Annotated in this window: 16 protein-coding genes; 11 read left to right on the forward strand and 5 right to left on the reverse strand. The window is 46.1% G+C overall.

Translation table 11 applies throughout. The features are described from left to right. Positions 1 to 2 precede the first annotated feature (2 nt). Positions 3 to 1883 carry a 30S ribosomal protein S1 gene (rpsA, locus tag T426_RS0116240; protein WP_025865914.1) on the reverse strand — a complete coding sequence of 627 codons (1881 nt, stop codon included), beginning with the start codon at positions 1881 to 1883 and terminating at the stop codon, positions 3 to 5. A gap of 299 nt (positions 1884 to 2182) precedes the next feature. On the opposite strand from rpsA, the gene T426_RS0116245 reads away from it, so the two are divergent. The 5 genes from T426_RS0116245 to T426_RS0116265 all read left to right on the forward strand — a co-directional run bounded on the left by T426_RS0116245 (position 2183) and on the right by T426_RS0116265 (position 7479). Further along, positions 2183 to 3136: a UDP-glucuronic acid decarboxylase family protein gene (locus tag T426_RS0116245; RefSeq protein WP_025865915.1), complete on the forward strand. Its 954-nt coding sequence runs from the start codon at positions 2183 to 2185 to the stop codon at positions 3134 to 3136. A gap of 168 nt (positions 3137 to 3304) precedes the next feature. Further along, the gene (gene rfbA, locus T426_RS0116250; protein ID WP_025865916.1) at positions 3305 to 4186 is read left to right on the forward strand and encodes a glucose-1-phosphate thymidylyltransferase RfbA; all 882 of its coding nucleotides are present in this window, start codon (positions 3305 to 3307) and stop codon (positions 4184 to 4186) included. Positions 4187 to 4193: 7 nt separating this feature from the next. After that, complete coding sequence (gene rfbC / locus T426_RS0116255; RefSeq protein WP_025865917.1) at positions 4194 to 4763, forward strand: dTDP-4-dehydrorhamnose 3,5-epimerase; 570 nt, start codon at positions 4194 to 4196, stop codon at positions 4761 to 4763. 93 nt (positions 4764 to 4856) lie between these two features. Then, positions 4857 to 5726: a dTDP-4-dehydrorhamnose reductase gene (rfbD, locus tag T426_RS0116260; protein WP_025865918.1), complete on the forward strand. Its 870-nt coding sequence runs from the start codon at positions 4857 to 4859 to the stop codon at positions 5724 to 5726. A gap of 7 nt (positions 5727 to 5733) precedes the next feature. Continuing rightward, complete coding sequence (locus T426_RS0116265; protein WP_025865919.1) at positions 5734 to 7479, forward strand: phospho-sugar mutase; 1746 nt, start codon at positions 5734 to 5736, stop codon at positions 7477 to 7479. Between the two features lie 73 nt (positions 7480 to 7552). On the opposite strand, the gene T426_RS0116270 is transcribed toward T426_RS0116265, so the two are convergent. Next, positions 7553 to 9832, reverse strand: a complete 2280-nt coding sequence (locus tag T426_RS0116270) for a spermine/spermidine synthase domain-containing protein (RefSeq protein WP_027585970.1) — start codon at positions 9830 to 9832, stop codon at positions 7553 to 7555. A 264-nt stretch (positions 9833 to 10096) separates the two neighbouring features. On the opposite strand from T426_RS0116270, the gene T426_RS0116275 reads away from it, so the two are divergent. The 3 genes from T426_RS0116275 to guaA all read left to right on the forward strand — a co-directional run bounded on the left by T426_RS0116275 (position 10097) and on the right by guaA (position 13109). After that, positions 10097 to 10852: a 3-keto-disaccharide hydrolase gene (locus tag T426_RS0116275; protein ID WP_025865921.1), complete on the forward strand. Its 756-nt coding sequence runs from the start codon at positions 10097 to 10099 to the stop codon at positions 10850 to 10852. A 35-nt stretch (positions 10853 to 10887) separates the two neighbouring features. Further along, positions 10888 to 11337 carry a DUF5362 family protein gene (locus T426_RS0116280; RefSeq protein ID WP_025865922.1) on the forward strand — a complete coding sequence of 150 codons (450 nt, stop codon included), beginning with the start codon at positions 10888 to 10890 and terminating at the stop codon, positions 11335 to 11337. A gap of 242 nt (positions 11338 to 11579) precedes the next feature. Then, on the forward strand, positions 11580 to 13109 hold the full coding sequence (gene guaA, locus T426_RS0116285) for a glutamine-hydrolyzing GMP synthase (RefSeq protein ID WP_025865923.1): 1530 nt from the start codon (positions 11580 to 11582) through the stop codon (positions 13107 to 13109). 430 nt (positions 13110 to 13539) lie between these two features. Here the strand turns inward: guaA and T426_RS24035 are convergent, their stop codons facing one another. The 3 genes from T426_RS24035 to T426_RS25590 form a co-directional block, all read right to left on the reverse strand. Further along, positions 13540 to 16005 (reverse strand): DUF5686 and carboxypeptidase-like regulatory domain-containing protein, encoded by a 2466-nt coding sequence (locus T426_RS24035; RefSeq protein ID WP_025865924.1) that lies wholly within the window; start codon positions 16003 to 16005, stop codon positions 13540 to 13542. A gap of 349 nt (positions 16006 to 16354) precedes the next feature. Then, positions 16355 to 16546 (reverse strand): hypothetical protein, encoded by a 192-nt coding sequence (locus T426_RS0116295; RefSeq protein ID WP_027585972.1) that lies wholly within the window; start codon positions 16544 to 16546, stop codon positions 16355 to 16357. 680 nt (positions 16547 to 17226) lie between these two features. Next, positions 17227 to 17424, reverse strand: coding sequence for a transposase (locus T426_RS25590; RefSeq protein ID WP_051539181.1), 198 nt, complete (start codon positions 17422 to 17424; stop codon positions 17227 to 17229). A gap of 363 nt (positions 17425 to 17787) precedes the next feature. On the opposite strand from T426_RS25590, the gene T426_RS0116305 reads away from it, so the two are divergent. From T426_RS0116305 to T426_RS0116320, 3 genes are all read left to right on the forward strand, one after another. Further along, on the forward strand, positions 17788 to 18003 hold the full coding sequence (locus tag T426_RS0116305) for a hypothetical protein (protein WP_025865927.1): 216 nt from the start codon (positions 17788 to 17790) through the stop codon (positions 18001 to 18003). A 74-nt stretch (positions 18004 to 18077) separates the two neighbouring features. After that, positions 18078 to 18548 (forward strand): HAD family hydrolase, encoded by a 471-nt coding sequence (locus T426_RS0116310; protein WP_027585973.1) that lies wholly within the window; start codon positions 18078 to 18080, stop codon positions 18546 to 18548. 125 nt (positions 18549 to 18673) lie between these two features. Next, positions 18674 to 20479, forward strand: a complete 1806-nt coding sequence (locus T426_RS0116320) for an AMP-dependent synthetase/ligase (protein WP_027585974.1) — start codon at positions 18674 to 18676, stop codon at positions 20477 to 20479. Positions 20480 to 20629 lie beyond the last annotated feature (150 nt).

Consider the following 20629-nt stretch of genomic DNA (forward strand, 5'->3'; position numbering starts at 1 on the left):
TCTTAATCATTGTCTTTTTTTTCGTCTTTCTCCATCTGAGTTTTCAGTGCAGCCAGTTCGCTGATATCACCAAGGGTTGTTTTCTCCAGGTTGTCTTTGACATTTTTCATACCCTTCTGAGCCTGCTTGGTAGCAGTTTTCTTCTTGGCGTTATCTTCAGCTTTCTTCACATCTTCGTATACACGCGAGTGTGACAGGATGATGCGCTTAGCTGATTTGGAGAACTCGATTACTTTGAATTCCAGTTTTTCGTCGAGTTTCACCTGCGAACCGTCTTCTTTTACCAGATGACGAGGAGTAGCGAAACCTTCAACACCGTAAGGCAGTGAAATAACCGCTCCTTTGTCGAAGATATCGATAACGGTACCTTCGTGGATAGAATCAACCGTGAAGATGGTTTCGAATACATCCCATGGGTTTTCTTCCAGTTGCTTGTGTCCAAGGCTCAAACGACGGTTGTCTTTGTCGATATCGAGAACGACAACTTCGATGTCGGCGCCGATAGAAGTAAATTCTGACGGATGTTTGATTTTCTTGGTCCAGCTCAGGTCGCTGATGTGGATCAGACCGTCAACACCTTCTTCGATTTCAACAAATACACCAAAGTTGGTGAAGTTGCGAACGCGTGCGGTGTGCTGCGAACCAACAGAATATTTCTCGTCGATTTTCTCCCATGGATCCGGTTTCAGCTGTTTGATACCCAGAGACATTTTGCGCTCTTCGCGGTCGAGGGTCAAAATCATAGCGTCTACTTCGTCTCCTACTTTCAGGAAGTCCTGTGCAGAACGCAGGTGCTGTGACCAACTCATTTCTGATACGTGAATCAGACCTTCAACACCGGTAGCGATTTCAACAAATGCTCCGTAATCAGCCAGAACAACCACTTTACCTTTCACGATATCGCCTACTTTCAGTTCGGCACTAAGGTTATCCCACGGATGTGGAGTCAGCTGTTTCAGACCAAGTGCAATACGTTTTTTGTCATCATCGAAGTCAAGAATAACCACGTTGATTTTCTGATCGAGCTGTACGATTTCGCTCGGATGCGAAACACGGCCCCAGCTCAGGTCGGTAATGTGAATCAAACCGTCTACGCCACCCAGGTCGATGAATACACCGTAAGAGGTAATGTTTTTGACGGTTCCTTCGAGAACCTGACCTTTCTCGAGTTTCGAGATAATCTCTTTCTTCTGCTGCTCGAGTTCAGCTTCGATAAGTGCTTTGTGAGAAACAACCACGTTACGGAATTCCTGGTTGATTTTAACCACTTTGAATTCCATGGTTTTTCCAACATAAATGTCGTAGTCACGGATGGGCTTCACGTCGATTTGCGAACCGGGAAGGAAGGCTTCGATACCGAATACGTCGACAATCATACCACCTTTGGTGCGGCATTTGATGTAACCGGTAATTACTTCGTCTTTTTCCAATGCGGCATTTACGCGATCCCAGCTGCGCAGTGCGCGGGCTTTTTTGTGAGAGAGTACTAACTGACCTTTTTGATCTTCGAGGCTTTCAACATATACCTCTACGGTGTCACCCACTTTCAGGTCAGGGTTGTAGCGGAATTCGTTCAGTGAAACGATACCATCCGATTTGTAGCCGATGTCAACAACGACTTCTCTTTTGTTCAGTGAAATTACTTTTCCGTCAACAACTTCTTTTTCCTGTAATACAGAAAGAGTGTCGTTGTACAGAGCAGTCATTTCATCTTTTTTCTCGCCAGTGGCTTCCAGAGATGTACCTTCAAAGGCATCCCAGTCGAAATCTTCGTCAGCCTCTTTTGAGGTAACTTTGCTTACTTCCACCTTCTCGGCTTTAGTTTCTTCAGCAGCCTGGTTTACTGCTTCGGTTTGTTCCAGATTTTCTTTGTTTTCGCTCATGTAATGTTAAGCTTGTAACTTTTTATAAATTAGACATTATTTTGAATGCGCCGCAAAATTAGAACATAAACCCAACAAATCAAATCTTTGGGTTTCTTTTTTACTGAAAGTCGGAGGTTTGCAGCGATATTGATGAGATTATTATCCGGTAGTCTTCCTTTCGTGTCCTGGTCATGCGTCGCTTTACGTAATGTATCTTTATTTTGTAACTTTGCTACTCCGCGACTGCCTTGGCTTCAATCTCTTTTAGACCTGGAACAAGGTGGCTGACGTGATGGTTTACTAAAACAGTTGGTTTTGTGAAAAAAATTCTGGTAACCGGAGGAGCCGGTTTCATCGGTTCGCACTTGTGCAGCAGGCTGCTCGATGAAGGCAACGAGGTGATTTGTCTCGACAACTACTTCACTGGCTCAAAACGCAATGTACTTCCCTTGCTCGATAATCCTTACTTCGAACTGGTTCGCCACGATGTGACGATGCCTTATTTTATCGAAGTGGATGAGATCTATAATTTGGCCTGCCCTGCTTCACCGATTCATTACCAGGTGAATCCCATCAAAACCATCAAAACTTCGGTGATGGGCGCCATCAATATGTGCGGCTTGGCCAAACGTATTAAAGCGAAGATTTTGCAGGCCTCTACCAGCGAAGTGTATGGCGATCCGCAAATTCATCCGCAAACAGAAGATTACTGGGGTAACGTAAATCCCATTGGACCGCGCTCGTGTTACGACGAGGGTAAGCGTTGTGCTGAGTCGCTGATGATGAATTACCATTTGCAGAATGATGTTCGCATTAAAATCATTCGCATTTTCAATACCTACGGGCCGCACATGAATCCGCATGACGGCCGCGTCGTTTCCAATTTTATTGTTCAGGCATTAACCGGAAAAGATATTACGGTTTACGGCGACGGACATCAGACCCGGAGCTTTCAGTATGTGGATGATCTGATTGAAGGAATGATTCGGATGATGAATACGCCCGATGATTTTATCGGTCCGGTAAACGTTGGAAATCCAAACGAATTTTCGATGCTCGAACTGGCTCAGGAAATTCTGAATATCACCGGCTCATCTTCAAAAATCATTCATCTTCCGGTCCAGCAGGATGACCCGGAGCAACGACAACCCGACATTTCACTGGCGAAAGAAAAACTGAATGGCTGGGAACCAACGATTCAGCTGCGGGAAGGCTTGGAAAATACCGTTGCCTATTTCGAGGAAATGCTCCGGCACGGTGAGTTGAAATAGTGATTTTCGGGCTGAACAATATGTTTCAGAATACTCTTCCTGTGATCTTTTTCAAATACTCGTACCTTTAGCCTGTCGGAATTTATCATTGGCAAAGATGATATTGATATTCAGCTATTGCTGGAAATAATCCGACAATTATTACCAGACCGAAAACAAAGAAAGTATATGAAGGGAATTATCCTGGCAGGCGGTTCAGGCACACGTCTGTATCCAATTACTAAAAGCATTTCGAAGCAGTTGCTGCCCATCTACGATAAACCGATGGTGTATTATCCGTTGTCGGTTTTGATGCTGGCTGGCATCAGGGAGGTGCTCATCATTACCACACCATCCGATAAAAATTATTTTCAAAATTTGCTGGACGACGGTAGTCAGCTGGGCCTGCAGATTTCGTATGCCGAGCAGCCTTCGCCTGACGGATTGGCACAAGCGTTTATTATTGGTGAGGAATTCATTGGGAAAGATGACGTTTGCCTGATTTTGGGCGACAATATTTTTCACGGTTACGGGTTTAGTCAAATGCTCGAGGATGCTGCGGCATATCGGGCGGGAGCCGTTGTTTTCGGTTACTATGTGAACGATCCGGAGCGTTATGGCGTTGTGGAATTTGCCGAGAATGGTAAGGTTCTTAGCCTGGAAGAAAAACCGTCCGAACCTAAATCGAATTATGCAGTGACCGGACTTTATTTCTATCCAAACGATGTGGTGGAAAAAGCAAAAACATTGAAACCATCGGAGCGGGGCGAACTGGAAATTACAGATTTGAATCGTTTGTACCTTGATGAAGGCAAATTGCGTGTGAAGCTGTTGGGACGAGGCATGGCCTGGCTCGATACCGGAACGCACGAGAGTCTGATTCAGGCATCGAATTTTATCGCCACCATTGAGCAACGCCAGGGATTGAAAGTGGCCTGTCTCGAGGAGATTGCTTACAACAAAGGTTGGATCAGTCGCGAAGAGTTGCTCGCATTGGCTGAACCTTTGAAGAAAAATCAATATGGCCAGTACCTGTTGCGTTTGGCCAATCAAAAAAATGCACCTTTTTAACTGATTTATGGAGATTGAAAAGACGGACCTGCCGGGATTGTTGATTGTAAACCCGAAGATTTTCCTTGATGAGCGCGGATATTTTTATGAAAGTTACAATCAGCAAAAATACCACGAGGCGGGAATCGATACAATATTTGTTCAGGATAATGAATCACGTTCGGTAAGAGGAGTGGTGCGTGGATTGCATTATCAATTAGCTCCTCATGCACAAGCGAAACTGGTTCGCGTACTCGAGGGAACTGTTTTTGATGTGGCAGTAGATATCCGGAAGGATTCGCCCACTTTTGGACAATGGTTTGGTGTGGAACTTTCCGCTGAAAATAAAAAGCAGCTGTACATACCGGAAGGTTTTGCCCACGGATTTTCGGTATTGAGCGAAACCGCTGTGCTGGCTTATAAATGCAACGAGTTTTATCATCCGGAATCGGAAAGAGGAATTGCGTTGGACGACCCCGATCTCAATATTGACTGGAAAATTCCCTCTCAGGAATTCATTGTTTCGGAAAAAGACAAAAAAAGCCCTCGCTTCCGTGATGCAAAAATGAATTTTATCTTTGCTGATAATCAAATCTAAAATAGAGTAGCCAATCATTCCGAGAGATTCATGTGTCGCAGGTTTTAGGATATCTTGCGATTCCGATTTTCTTTCGGAAAAGAAGTAATTATTATGAAGATTCTTATAACCGGATCCTCCGGTCAGTTGGGAAGTGAATTCAAAGAGTTAGACAAGGAAACTCCGCAACATCAGTTCCTGTTTACCGATGTAGATGAACTGGATATTACCAATCCGGATGCGTTGGCAGAATATTTTTCCAAAGAAAATCCGGGGCTGGTGGTAAACTGTGCGGCCTACACCGCTGTTGATAAAGCAGAGGACGAACCGGAGAAAGCCGGGCTTATCAATCGCGATGCTGTCCGGAATCTGGCGTATGCCTGTCATGCGTCTGGTTCCCGTTTTATTCATATTTCAACCGATTACGTGTTCGACGGAAAAAATTTCCGACCTTACGTGGAGAATGATCCGGTGAACCCGGTTTCGGCTTACGGACGGACAAAGATGGAAGGCGAAGGTGAATTGCTCCTGGCCGGAATCAAAGGTGTGGTGATTCGCACATCGTGGTTGTATTCGTCGTTTGGAAATAATTTCGTGAAAACGATGATCAGGCTGGGTAAGGAACGGGACGAACTGAACGTGGTTTTCGATCAGATTGGAACGCCTACTTATGCCCGCGATCTGGCGAAAGCCGTCATCGCGATAGCCGATAAACTGATGAATGATCCGGCTGATTTTAAACGCGGGATCTATCACTTTTCAAACGAAGGAGTGGCCAGTTGGTACGATTTCACGTTGGCGATTCACGAATTGCACGGAGGAATCGATTGTAAAGTCTTCCCGGTAGGTTCGGAAGAATTTCCAACCAAAGCACCACGTCCTCATTATTCTGTTCTGAACAAAACGAAAATAAAATCAACCTTCGGCCTGTCAATTCCCCATTGGCGGGAGAGCCTGAAGGAGTGTATAACAAAACTTAAATAATATCCGGATGAAGCAAAATGACGTTCTGGAGATGGTCAAAGCCAAAGCAAATGAATGGCTGACCGGAAATTACGACGAAGAGACAAAAGCGGAAATAAAACGCTTGCTCGAAAATGATGATAATACCGAGTTAATCGACGCTTTTTACAGGGACCTTGAATTTGGTACCGGCGGATTGCGCGGCATCATGGGAGCGGGTTCGAACCGTATGAACATTTATACGGTGGGAGCTGCAACCCAGGGTTTGAGCAATTACCTGAAAATTGCTTTTGCGGATTTGGAGCAAATCAAGGTGGCTATCGGTCACGATTGCCGCAACAACAGCCGCCTGTTTGCCGAAACGGCTGCAAAAATTTTCTCAGCGAACGGTTTCAAGGTGTATCTCTTCGAAGATTTGCGTCCAACTCCGGAGCTCTCATACGCTATACGCGAATTGGGTTGTCAGAGTGGAATTATCCTGACAGCCTCGCATAATCCGAAAGAATATAATGGTTACAAAGCCTACTGGGACGATGGTTCGCAGGTCGTTTCTCCGCACGATGTGAACATCATCAAGGAAGTGGGAAAAGTAAAAGTAGACGATATTCGTTTTGACGGAAGTGAAGAGAATATCATCAGCATGGGTGCTGACATGGATGAAAAGTTCCTTAGCAAAGTAGTAACGGTTTCGCTTTCGCCGGATGTCGTGAAGAGGCAGAAAGACCTGAAAATCGTTTATACGCCCATTCACGGAACCGGTGTAAAACTGGTGCCGATGGCACTTAGTCGCATGGGCTTTACGAATGTGATTCACATTCCCGAACAGGATGTGGTCAGTGGTGATTTCCCAACGGTTGTTTCTCCAAATCCGGAAGAACCGGCTGCGATGAAACTGGCGATGGAAAAAGCGGCAGAAGTGGATGCCGACATTGTGATGGCTACCGACCCGGACGCCGACCGTATTGGTGTGGCAGTGAAAAACGATAAAGGCGAGTTCTTTATCGTGAACGGAAACCAAACCGTGTTGCTGTTCCTCTACTACATCATCACCAAACGGAAAGAAAAAGGAGACCTTGTCGGGAATGAGTTCGTGGTAAAAACCATTGTGACTTCTGAACTGGTTGCCGAAATAGCCCGTCGCAACGATGTGGAGTATTACGATTGCTACACCGGTTTCAAATACATTGCCGACGTTATTCGTGAAAACGAAGGTGTGAAGAAATACATCGGAGGTGGTGAGGAAAGTTTTGGATTCCTTCCGGCCGACTTCGTTCGTGATAAGGATGCGGTTTCTTCTTGCGCGCTGATGGCCGAGGTTGCTGCCTGGGCAAAAGACAGTGGCAAATCGCTGTACGAACTGTTGCAGGACATATACCTCGAGTACGGTTTCTCGAAAGAGCGCATGAAATATGTGGTGCGTAAAGGAAAAGCCGGCGCGGAGGAAATCCAGCAGATGATGGTCAACTTCCGTGAAAATCCGCCGAAAGAACTGGCTGGTTCCAAAGTGGCTGTTGTGAAAGATTACAGTACCCTGAAAACGAAGAATCTGCTCGATGGTTCGGAAACCGATATCGATCAGAAAGAAACATCGAACGTACTTCAGTTTTTCACCGAAGATGGTTCGAAAGTTTCTGTTCGGCCTTCCGGTACCGAACCCAAAATCAAATTCTACATCGAAGTAAAAGGCAAGTTGGAATCGCGCGAACAATTCGATCAGTTGGATGCCGAAGCGAATGAAAAAGTCGACAAGGTGATGGCCGACATGGGCTTGTAGATCCTGAATCAGATAATAATAAAACGGCCTCTCATTCATTGGGAGGCCGTTTCTTTTTGTATGAAAAAATAATTTATTCTTTTACCCAAACTCGTTGGGAACGGATGATTAACATTGCCAGGAAATAGGCAAAGGCACCGGTTACCAAAGCTATTTGGTAGCCAAAGTTAAATGCTACCAACATAATGGCTGTTGAACCCAATACCGATGCGGCGCCATTGACGGCAAATCCCCAGTCAACCAGTGAGCCAACCCGCAGCGTTCCTTTCGGGAAAGGCATTCCCATGAAAAAACCGAGCGGCAGTATCAGTACCATGGTAACCAATATGCGTCCGGAAATAGGTAACAGGACCAGCTTTTCAGTAAGAAATCCGAATAGCAAAACATCCAGGATAATCCAGGCAATGATGCCTAAAAAAGGTGTGGTTGAACTAAAACGGGAAGAGAAAAAACTCCCGATTCCTGAAGCCAGTAATAACGAGAAAAGGATGGTCATAAAGGCATAGGAGTTGGACCCGATGAACAGCGTGTATTTTTGTATCAAAATCACTTCAACGGTCATGAATGCTACCCCGATAAGGAAAAAATAGAGCCAGCCACGCACGTTCAGTTTTTCTCCCTTTTTCAGGAAGGGAATCAGGTTGATTGGAATAATGAGCAACCCAATGACCAACAGAATGATGGTAATAAGCAGTTTCGCCAAAGGAAATCCTTTGAATTCCCATGGTTGAATCGTTTGCAATTCTGAGAATTTGAAATTCTTCCACATCCCCATTTGAGCAGCAAAGGGACGGTCATCCGTTGATGGCGATAAATCCGTTGCACTGTTTGGTTGTGCGGCCTTCCAGCCGTTTTCCACAATCTGGTTAATAAGATTGTTCTTGGTGGAATCGGGACTTGGATAGACAATCCGGAATTGAGGATAGTTCTCGGCCGAAAGCTTATACAGCGCATTTTCCCATGTCGCTTTCTTCATTGGCTGTTTGCTCATTAGCATCACCATTCGTCCCCTGGCGGGAAAATCGTAAACAGCCAAATGACTGGCCGGATTGGGAACATTCAGCTTGTTCATCGCTTCAATGGCGTCGTTCACCAAACGCGGAATGTAAAACTGATGGTCGAGTAGCATGATACCGCTGTCGCTCATGGCGCGGTAGTAATCTTCGAAAGCTTCGCGGGTAAACAGGTAATTTTCGGCCAGGGCAAACGAACCGGAAGCCAGTGCGGCAAACGTGTTGGTACTTCCGGAGTAGATGATGTCGAACTTGTTCCGGAATTGCCGCACATATGCGCGACCATCTTCGGTGACCACTTTCACCCGTTTGTTGTGGTACATGTTTCCCGTGAAATCTTTTAGAAAACCATCCGTCATCATGTAGTTCAGGTAGGGAACCACTTCGACAGCGTGAATTTCTGTCGCTCCTTCGTACAGCGCATTCAGCACATCGGCTCCGCCGCCGGCACCCAGCGACAAAAAGGTACAGGAATCAGTTCGCCCAATCAGGTATTTGAGCGGATAACCCGATACCTGTTTCAAAGAATCAGGCTTATCCAGGTTGCCATCAAAATGAATCGTCGGTGCGTGTGCGGCATTATCGATGATACAGTAATAAAAGTCGTCACCAGCCTTTGCTACTTTGATGTTCGCCATGGCATCCCAGTGCGAAAAGATGACCGGGAAACGTTCTTTCCTTTCTTTGTGAATCAGTGTATTTGCTTCCGGAAGGAGAAAGAGAACAAGCAGCGAGAGCACCGCCGGAACCGTCCGCCACCATTGGGGAGCCTGCAGCAAAGCGGCAACGAAAACCGGAAGACATATCAGCAGCGTTGTTCGCTGTGTTTGAATGGTATTCATTAATAATACAGCGACGACCACTCCGAGGCCTGCTCCAATTAAATCGGCCATGTAAAGTGTCGATATCTTTTTGTTGTTGATCTTGAATAATAATGTCAGGGCCATGCCTCCCCAGAAAAAGGAAGAACTGAGGATAATGATGGTTAGAATAAATTTCATCAGCATCCAGCCACTCGAGAACAGATGGGTGAAGTTCAAATCGAGTCGCAAAACCAGCATGGGACCAATCAATGCCAGTATTCCCGAAAGGGTAAGATATACCCAGATAAGTGAAGGATTGTTTAGTTTTTTAAAAAAGCGAATGCTTAGTCCGCCGAGTCCCAGTCCGAGAATGGCCAGCGAAAGAATGAGGAAAGCAAACGTGTAAAAGAACTCGGCGGAGAAGATGCGCGTCCACAATATCTCCAGCGCAATAAAGGTAACCGACATGAGCAAAATACTCAGCCCATGTTTCCAAATGCCGGGTGATTGGGACGGTGAAGATTGATCTGTATGCATATTCAAAGGTTTGTGGGTTTGATAGTTGATTGATTCTTTGGTTATTTAATAGTATCCCGAAAAAGGATTTCATTACATACCGGGACGAAAAAGTATGAATGTTGAGGAACTTATTTAGAAAGCTAGTTTGCAATCGAAGTGCACGATATTTTTTTACTTTTACGTTAAGTAAACACAGTTTACCTATAGAATAACCTAATCAAAATGCGTCTTCTCAGTCTATTCGGAAGACCATACTCTTTTAATAAACTAAATAATCAACTCATGAAAACAACTAACCTGATAGCGCTGACTGTGGGCCTGTTCTGTGTGTCGCAGGTGCTGGCCCAGGAGCCGATGAAAATGAAACCCGAGATGACCGAATTCTGGGATCCGGAAGTAACCGTGGTAACACCGGGAGCTCAACCCTCCGATGCACCTTCCGACGCTACTGTTTTATTTGACGGAACGCCCGGTAGCTTGACTGCCAATTGGGTAGGGCGGGATGGCAATGCTCCCAAATGGAACGTTGCTGACGGATGTGTGACCGTGGCGCGTGGAACGGGCGTGATTCAAACCAAAGAAAAATTCGGCGATGTTCAGTTGCACATCGAGTGGAGGACACCGGCGGAGGTAATTGGCAAAAGCCAGGGGCGTGGAAACTCGGGCATCTTTCTGCAGGAGCGTTACGAACTTCAGGTGCTTGATAATTATAACAACCGCACGTACCGCAATGGACAGGCTGGTTCTATTTACAAGCAATATGCTCCGTTGGTGAATGTTTGCAAAAAGCCGGGCGAGTGGCAAACGTATGACATCATTTACACGGCCCCGCGTTTTAAGGAGGACGGAACCTTATTTACGCCTGCACGTTTTACCGTTTTGCAAAATGGCGTGCTGGTGCAAAACAACGTTCAGTTGCTTGGCCCGACAGAGTACATTGGTATTCCGGAGTACAAGGCGCACGGCAATGGTTCGTTGATTTTGCAGGACCACGGCAATCCGGTGAGTTACCGGAATATCTGGATACGAAAATTGTAATCATTCATATTGTTTAACCTCAATCAAATATTTTTATGGAATTGATAGAAAACAAGGGCATCACTTTGTCCGAAGTAGCGTTGCACCACATTAAGCAGACAGCAAAGTGGGCTCAGTTTCTGGCCATCATTGGTTTTGTAGGTACTGCACTAATCGTTGTGGCCGGCTTGTTTATGGGGACGGTTATGTCGTCATTGAGTCAATTGGGTGGTAGCGAAATGGCTAAATTCCCTGCGGCCTGGTTGTCTGCCATCTATATTATCCTGGGAGGAGTTTATTTCGTTCCCAGCTGGTTTCTGTACAAGTTTTCCACCGAAACCCGTACCGCTTTATTGGGAAACGATGAGGGAGTCCTGACTGAAGCTTTATCGAATCTTCGCCGGACGTTCAAATTTCTGGGCATCATGACCATTATCATCATCGGACTGTATGTGCTGGTCTTTGTTGGCTTGGTGGTTGGTGCCGCTGCAGGCGCTGCTTTTTAATTTTAGTTATTTTACATAGATTTTCATGAAAGGTTCTTCGGTTACTGCCGGAGGACCTTTCTTATTTTTGTTCACTTTCGTGAAGATGCGAAAATGGCCGGTATTCAGGCTGAAGTAGCTTCAAAATGGAGGGGCGTGTGAAATAATTGCAAAGATTTTTTTCGGAGTTCCCCCTCTTTTTCCGCATCGGTAAAATATCCATATCTTTGCCGCAAAATTCACAACCCACTTAATTCCACACCATGCAGGAGAAAATTTTAATTCTCGACTTTGGTTCCCAATACACCCAGCTTATCGGGCGGCGTGTTCGCGAACTGAATGTCTATTGTGAAATTCATCCCTTCAATCATTTTCCTGAAATCGATGAGTCAGTGAAAGGTGTCATCCTTTCGGGAAGCCCGTTCTCTGTTCGTGATGAGCTGGCGCCGCGTATCGATCTGGACGAGATAAAAGGAAAGATGCCGCTCTTGGGCGTTTGCTACGGTGCGCAGTACATGGCGCATTTCTTTGGCGGAGAAGTGGCTCCTTCCGACAGTCGCGAGTACGGCCGTGCCAATTTGAAATACATCGACCAGAGCAATGATTTGTTTAAGGGAATCAACCTGGATACACAGGTTTGGATGTCGCATGGCGATACCATCGTGCAGATGCCGGAGAATTATAAAGTGATTGCCTCTACGTCAGATGTGCAAAACGCAGCGTACAAAATCGAAGGCGAAACCACGTACGCCATCCAGTTCCACCCCGAAGTATATCACACCACCGAAGGTCGTGAGTTGCTGAAGAACTACGTGGTGGACATCTGTGGCTGTAAACAGGATTGGACGCCTGCATCGTTTGTAGAAACCACGGTGAAGGAGTTGCGCGACCAGCTCGGCAACGACAAAGTGGTGCTGGGATTATCCGGCGGTGTCGATTCAAGTGTGGCCGGTGTGCTCCTGCACAAAGCTATCGGGAAGAATCTGACCTGCATTTTCGTGGACAACGGGTTGTTGCGGAAAAACGAATTTGAAGATGTGCTCGATTCATACAAGGACATGGGCCTGAATGTGATTGGTGTGGATGCGAAGGAAAAATTCTGGAACGACCTGAAGGGCGTGACCGAGCCGGAGCAAAAGCGCAAAATCATCGGCCGCGATTTCATCGAAGTGTTCGATGTGGAAGCACACAAGATACAGGATGTGAAGTGGCTGGCTCAGGGAACCATTTATCCCGATGTCATTGAATCGGTTTCGGTGAACGGTCCTTCGGCAACCATCAAGTCGCACCATAACGTGGGCGGACTGCCCGAGAAGATGCACCTGAAAGTGGTGGAGCCGCTGAAGTTACTTTTCAAAGACGAAGTTCGGCGCGTAGGAAAAGCGCTCGACATCAAAGCTTCGTTGCTGGGACGTCATCCTTTCCCGGGACCGGGACTGGGTATCCGAATCCTCAGCGATATTACACCGGAAAAGGTTCGCATCCTTCAGGAAGCCGACGCCATTTTCATCAATACCATGAAAGAGTGGGGCCTGTACGATGATGTATGGCAGGCTGGTGTGATGTTGCTGCCGGTACAATCGGTCGGTGTGATGGGCGATGAACGGACGTATGAAAATGTGGTTGCGTTGCGGGCAGTTGCCTCTACCGACGGTATGACGGCCGACTGGGTACACCTTCCGTACGATTTCCTGGCCAAAGTTTCCAACGATATCATTAACAAAGTGCGGGGTATTAACCGCGTGGTTTACGATATCAGCTCCAAACCGCCGGCCACCATCGAATGGGAATAATCACCTTGTAAATATATTGTCAGCGGGCTGTCCATTTCGGATGGCCCGTTTTTGTTTCTGCCAAATTCCCTGTCGGTGGTTGAAAACCCCGACAGTGGTCATTGGGAATTATGGATGTTGTCTCGAAGTCTCGGGACAAGATGATGAATTAGATTTCGAATCTGGCCTATTACTATAATTTGGATGGATGACGAGAAACATGTCGCGGGCTGAAATCCCGGTTTAATTCAGCCCGGTGGCAACGCCCCGGGGTGGAATGTTGAATGTTATTGAACGCGGTCGAGCGGTGGTCATGATTGAAAAACGAATGTTCTTCCGACCGCAATGGCAGAGACATTTATCAACGCGCAACAACAGAAACGAAATTAACGATAGAAACAACAGAAACAGCGAATGCCTAACCTGAAATATTGAAACCGAACAACAGAAATTACAACGAGAACTGCAACGAGAAGAATATTCCCAAATTCGTGACATCCGGGTTGTGGTAATTTAACCGCCAAACGGCATCCACGCGCAGGAGTTTTAAGATATTCTCAACTCCCACCGACGTTTCCATGTATGGCTTTTTACCGAGGCCGGTCATGCCGGGGAGTAGCTGCATCTCGTTTTGCGTGTTGTTGTTGAGGCTGCCTTCCAGCACCTTTAATCCAGCTACCGTACGCCATTTTAACTTCCGCATCAGCGGAATTTTGTTCAGGAAGAATCCATTGAAATGTTGCTCCAGCGACAAACTGGCCCACTGGTCGCTGGCAAACTCCTGGTAGTTCATCAGGTTGTAGGCGTAAATATCGTATGCGTACGTTTCGTTTCCTTCATGGATTTTCAGTAGCGGGAAAGGTACGGTTCCCCATGTTTTCCCGGCGCGTAGCAGATACGTGGTATATCCGAACGGACTGATCGGAAGTTTATCGTACATGTCGAAGTAAGCCTTGTAGTAATTGTAATCACCGCCCAGTTCCTTCCGACCCATCGTCAGGTTCACGTTGAAAATCGGTTTTTTCGAATCGAGGTAAATCTTCTCAAAATCATCCTGCATGTAATGCTGGCCAGGTGCATATCGCGTTTTCAGCGTAAGCTCTCCGTATTCAATATGGTTGATGGTGTTTCCGTTCGGGGCTATGAAAGGCACGTAAGGTCCCGTGTACATCTTGTTGTAGCTGTATTGCAACTGGTTTTTCCAGCCACCCAGCCATTCCTTGGTCACCGTGAAATTGAACTGGTTCATCATGTTCAGCTGCGTGGTGGGCGTTTTGCTCAGCAGCGAGGTCATGATGTTATCCTCCATAAACGCGTTACTGCTTTTCCCCAGCAGCTGGTAGTCGTGTTCGTACTGTGCATTCAGCGAAAGTTCGGGATCTTTCTTGAAGAAGTACTCCGCGCCGCCGCCGTATTTAAAACCTTTATCCTTCAGTCCGTAAGCGCCAAAACCGTTAAATCGCCAGTTTTTGCTGAAATCGATGGTTGTGCGTCCGCCCAACCGGAAACGCTGGCCTTCCACCTGGTTGTAGCTGTACATGTAATAGTACGGGCCGAGTTCCACGGTACCCAAATCCTTGTAGCCGTAATAAAACATATGTATGTAGTCGGCTACTGTTTTGAACAGTGGCACATTTTTAATGGAATCGACCATGGAATAAATTTGCGACTCGCTCTTGCTGAGTTTTTCGGGGCGGTTCTCAGTCCAGAAAGTTGAATCTTTTTCCAAAGCATCACTGGCCACGCTGATTTCCCGTTTCATCTTTTGCAGTTCCTTTGGCGGTGGCGAAAACTGCAACGAATCGTATAAGGTAGTTTTGCGCCCCATGATGCCAATCATCTTGGCTTCTTTATTCTTCTGCAGGTTGATGTCGGCAAAAATCATGTCCTTTCGTGGTAGCCACCGACCAACGCTGTAGCGGAATTCTTTGTCGATGTCGAGCGTATTCACGAAGTTGATATTCGCCTTCTTCGATAGTTTCCAGGCCACTTTGGTAATGGCGTACGTTGAATCGGCTACCCAGAATTTTCCTGTGAAGGTGGGGCTCTGAACCTGCTTGGGTTTGAAGGATACCTCGTACACTTTGTGTCCTTGCACCTCGGTACTGTCGAGCAGATAATACTCATAAAACAACAGCCCGTGGTTGTTCAGCGGCGATACCAGTCCAATATCCGATACGTGGAGGTAGTTGGCGTAAATATCGAAGTCCTGGTACATCTTGCCGGTGAATTCGGTAATCATGCTCGTGGTCATTCCCGAGGCTTTGGTCGCCAATACGCGTTCGTGGTCGGCATCGTCGTGCTGGTGATAGTAATCCGAAAAGGTTTCAGTCATAAATACCGGCAGGTACGTTTTTCCGTCCGATTTCAGGGTATCCAAATGGGCGAATACAAAAGCAAACTGGTCCCAAAGTTTGGAGCCTTTCTTCGGCTTCTTCACATTTTTCAGGTCGATTTCCATCTTGGTGTACACCTTGCACTGGTAATCGGGAAATTTCTTCGGGTCGTTCATATCCTTCCGGGCGATAATTTTTCGCAACAGCGGATGCGCCGGGTTTTCCGGGGGCTTGACGTCTATCTGGTCAATGTTGTAGGTTTCGCTTATCAGCCTAATGTTGACGACCTGGCTGCCCGGCTTCAGTTTAATTTCCTGCATCTGGTAGCCAACAGCCGATACCTGTATCACGGAAAGGTCCAGTTTGGCCGAAAGCCGGTAATGCCCGGTCGTATCCGAAATAGCCCCGATGGTGGTGCCTTTGAACACAACGTTGGCATACGGTACCGGTTCGTTTGTCCCGGCATCGGTAATGGTTCCGCTCACAACAGTGGTTTGCGCGTGCGCAGCTCCTGTCAGCGCGAGAAGTAACAGGGTGATAAATATCTTGCTATAGATTGTGCTTATATTGCGTATCGTCACGATGCTTGCTTTCTTCTTTATACCGGTTATCCGGAATTATTTCCGGAGTCCGCTTATTCGTTATCGTTATGATTCGAATGTTACAGCCTTGGTTGCTTCATTCTACCGAAGTTCGTTTCCGGTTAACCCGGTTAATAACATTCTTTGGATAAAACGGTTTAATCCAAGGCGCAATTTGCAGATACTTTTCCAGTGTATTGCTCTTTCGATTGGTAATTATTCGTTAAGTTTAATACCGGGGCTGCTACTCTTTGCGTTACCGCGAAAAATAGCGGCGGGTTTCTTTCTTTGACCATAGAAACAGGGTCGCTCTCGGCACGGTTGCTGTTCCTCTTTTGGATACCGACTGCTATATCAATCCGGCTAATGCTATCATGCGGATTATCAGTTTTATCTGATGTTTGGCGAATATCATTTCACCAGCTATTGTCTCTTTCTCACCAGCGCTTTCGATCGTCGCACCTGGGGTTTCCATCATCTCACCGGCGATGGTCATTGTCTCACCAGAGCCTTTCATCTTCTCACGAATGCGTTCCATCATCTCACCGACGATTTCCAGCGCTGGAAGCCGCCGGTGAGAAGCCGACAACTGTCGGAGAGATGCCGATGATACATGGTTAAAAAAGGGTGAACTTAGGTGAGGCGACTAAGGTGACTGACGAAGAGCAGCGGGAAATCAGTTAAAATGGCGCATACGCTAATCGGTAAAGGGCGGCCGCTGAGGAAAAGAGTCCTGGCGGTGAATAATTAACCTCCTTTCCGGTTCTGAAACCTTAGTAACCCGTTGGCCTCCGTCACTCCCCAACCTTATTAACCTTATTCTTCAGGGGATATTGTTACGTGTGTTTTTCGGATGTTTAGTGGAGCAACGTCAAAATGATTTTCATGAAAAAGTGGCTCAGTAGCGGCATAAACCAACCTTCTATTCGGTTTTAAAACCTTAGTAACCCGTCGGTCTCTATCTGTCCCCAACCTCATTGACCTTATTCTTCAGGGCATCCTGGTAGTGCCTCATAAATTTCTCGTATTCTTCCGCAAATGAATACCTCCGGTGATGTCTTGGCTGGTTCAGGATATATCGGCACACTTTGTCAACATCCGCCTTCGATACGGAGAAGGCAGAGGCCGATTGCTGCCATTTGAAACGGCCTGTAACCAACTTATTTTGATTGATGAATTTTTCTGAACTATCAGCGACGGCTGTAGCCAATTCCTCCTCAGCTACTGATGGGAACGGGATACTAAAAAATGGATATGATCGGGATTCGCATAAATGGCATATAGTTTGGAAGCATGATTATTGACAATTCCGGTTATATATTTCTCTATTCTTTCCCTGTTTTCTTCGTGAATAATGCGCTGACGTTTCTGAGTGATGAAGACGAAATGGGTGTATAGATTGTCGTATTCAATTTTCATAAAATAAGGTTAATAAGGTTGGTTGTTAGCAGTGACTGACGAGTTACTAAGGTTTAATAATATAAAAATAAAGTCTTCAGAAAGGAAATGAAACAGGACGCGGAGAAAACATGGTGCCTCCGGTTGATTTGACCAACAAAACCAACCTGAATATTTCAGAACCAGAATTTTTTACAGACTTTTGAGGTAGCTGAACTTGGTATACAAACAACCCTATCAGCGGCGTAAATCACCCTTCTTTTCGGTTTTAAAACCTTAGTAGCCCGTTGAGCTATCCCAGGTCTGCAACCTTATTTGTTGTAGAGCTGTTTTACGAGGAGACATCGTTTTTTATTACGTGTGAGAAATTTTGAAGCGAAAAAGATGTGGAGTCAGTTTCTCAGGTTCTTCCTGGTATTTGGAGTTCCGTTTGGTGTAATTGCTGGCATTATGGTTTATTTAATTACCTACAGCGAAATGGTAAAACACTATCCGGAGAAGGATTATCCCCGTAAACTTGCATTGAAATCGGCTCTTACGGCCATGGCCTTTTTCCTGCTCGTTGGTGGGATAATTGGCATTTTTGTTATGAAAGAGTGATGCTGATATGTTAAGTGGATGGCATGGGCCGATAAAAAACCAGATTGTTTTTTTTGAATGTAAATGATTGTTTTATGATAACGATAAATATTCCGGGAAACCGGAAAATAGCCGTAAAATACCTGGTGCTCGATTACAACGGTACTTTGGCAATTGACGGAAAATTGATAGCGGGCGTCAAACAACTTTTAAATACGTTGAGTGAGCAGCTCGAAATTTATGTGCTGACGGCCGATACTTTCGGAACCGTGAAAAAGGAACTGGCCGGAGTCAACTGCCAGTTTTCCGTTATCAAGCCCGAAGAACAGGATAAGCAAAAGGAACAATTTGTGACGAGTTTGGGAAAAGAAAATGTGGTGGCTATCGGGAACGGCTTGAATGATGCCCTGATGTTAGCGAGCGCTGAATTGGGCATTGTCTTGCTACAGGCTGAAGGTGCCGCTGTAAAAACAATGCTGAGCGCCGATGCGGTTTGCCGGCAAATTACCGATGCGATTGAATTGTTGAACCATCCGCTTCGGCTCAAAGCAACTTTGCGGAATTAATCGGATGTCATAATTTTACATATTGCATCATTTTTCCCGCACAAAACCTCCTTTCCATTCGATTTCAATGCAAAAAAGGTTTTCTTCCCGATAAAAGCTATTTTTGGGTTTGAAATTTGAAAACCATGCAAAACTTAACACGACTTTTTGATATCCTCGATCTTTACCGGGGAGAGTACAGCCAAAAGGAGTTGGCTTTCGCCCGGAAAGAGAATGGAAAATGGTTGCCGTGGTCGGCAGCCGATTATGTGCGTCAGTCGGATGCCGTTGCCTGTGCGCTCTTAGACCTGGGTCTTGAGAAAGGCGACAAAGTAGCCACTATCTCAGGTAACCGACCGGAATGGAACGTGCTCGATATGGGAGCGGCCCAGGCGGGAATCATTCATGTGCCGGTTTATCCAACGCTCAGTCTCGACGAGCAGAAATACATTCTCCGTCATTCCGGAGTAAAGTATCTTTTTGTTGGCGATCGCAGCATCCAGTCCAAGCTCGACGAATTGCGATCCGGCGCCCCGTGTCTGGAAGGAATTTATTCTTTCAACGAAGTGGAAGATGCCCGCTCGTGGAAGGAGTTCGTGGCGAAAGGCGAAGAGTTGCTTCCGACGTTGAAAACAAAGGTTGAGGAAATTAAGAAAAGTATTCACGAAGACGATTTGCTGACCCTGATTTACACCTCAGGAACGACCGGAACCCCCAAAGGGGTGATGCTTTCGCACAAAAACCTGATAAGTAATTCGAAAGCCACAGCATACAAGCTGGGACACGGCCCTCGCGCTATGGGTATGTCGCATGTCGCACTGTCGTTCTTACCGCTTTGTCACGTGTACGAGCGGATGATGGATTACAATTTCCAAATTAATGGCCTGTCGGTTTATTATGCCGAAAGCCTGGCCACGATTGCCCGCGATATTAAAGAAATTCGTCCGCATGTATTTAACACCGTTCCGCGTTTGCTCGAAAAAGTTCACGAACGCGTGATGGAAGTAGGAAAGGATTTGACCGGGGTGAAAAAGTGGATATTCGACGAGGCCGTGAAATTTACCCGGAAATTTTATGTGGGCATTAAGTTTAATCCTGTCGACCAGTTAAAATTCAATTTCTTCGACAAGGTCATCTATTCCAAATGGCGGGAAGCGCTAGGGGGACGTATCAACTACATGGTGTCGGGCGGTTCGGCATTGCAAATCAATTTGCATCAGTTTTTCTGGATGGCCGGTATGCGGGTGTATGAAGGCTATGGATTGACCGAAACTTCGCCGGTAATTTTTGTGAATGACCCGATGGATGATTCCCGTGTTAAATTGGGAACCGTTGGCCCGTTGATGGATAACGGCACCGAGGGTAAAATTGCAGAAGATGGCGAAATTCTGGCACGTGGTCCCGGCTTGATGATGGGCTATTACAAGGATGAAGAGATGACCCGCAAAGTGATTGATGAAGATGGCTGGTTTCACACCGGCGATATCGGGGTGCTCGACGAAGGGAAGTTCTTGCGTATCACCGACAGGAAGAAAGAAATCTTTAAACTGAAATCAGGAAAGTATGTGGCTCCGCAGGCCGTTGAAAATATTCTGAAAGGCTCACATTTCATCGAACAGGTGCTGGTGGTTGGCGAAAATCAGAAGTTTGCCAGTGCTATCATTGTGCCGGCTTTCGATGCGTTGGAGAAATTTGCCTCCGAAAAGAAACTGGAAGCTGCTAATCGTCAGGAGATGATTCAGCATCCCGAAATCGATGCGCTTTTGCGGAAAGAAGTTCGACTCGCGAATAAAAAGCTTGGAAATAACGAGCAGGTAAAACGCTTTAAGTTGGTAGCCGATACTTGGTCGCAGGGAACAGGCGAACTTTCTCAAACACTGAAACTAAAGCGAAAAGTGTTGCACCAAAAATATGATGGACTCATCCGGGAGATTTTTTCTATTGAGGATTAAAACTTTACCTCACCGAAAACAGTTTAGTAAATAATGGCGTGATGGTGGGAAATTTCTGCACCAAAAGGTTATTAAATGTTAACCGAAGAGCCTCCTTGAAAGAATAAGGCTATTTTCGGGGGAAATTGTATTATTTTTGTTAGAAGAAAA

The organism is Prolixibacter bellariivorans ATCC BAA-1284, assembly GCF_000621705.1.
Taxonomy (GTDB): domain Bacteria; phylum Bacteroidota; class Bacteroidia; order Bacteroidales; family Prolixibacteraceae; genus Prolixibacter; species Prolixibacter bellariivorans.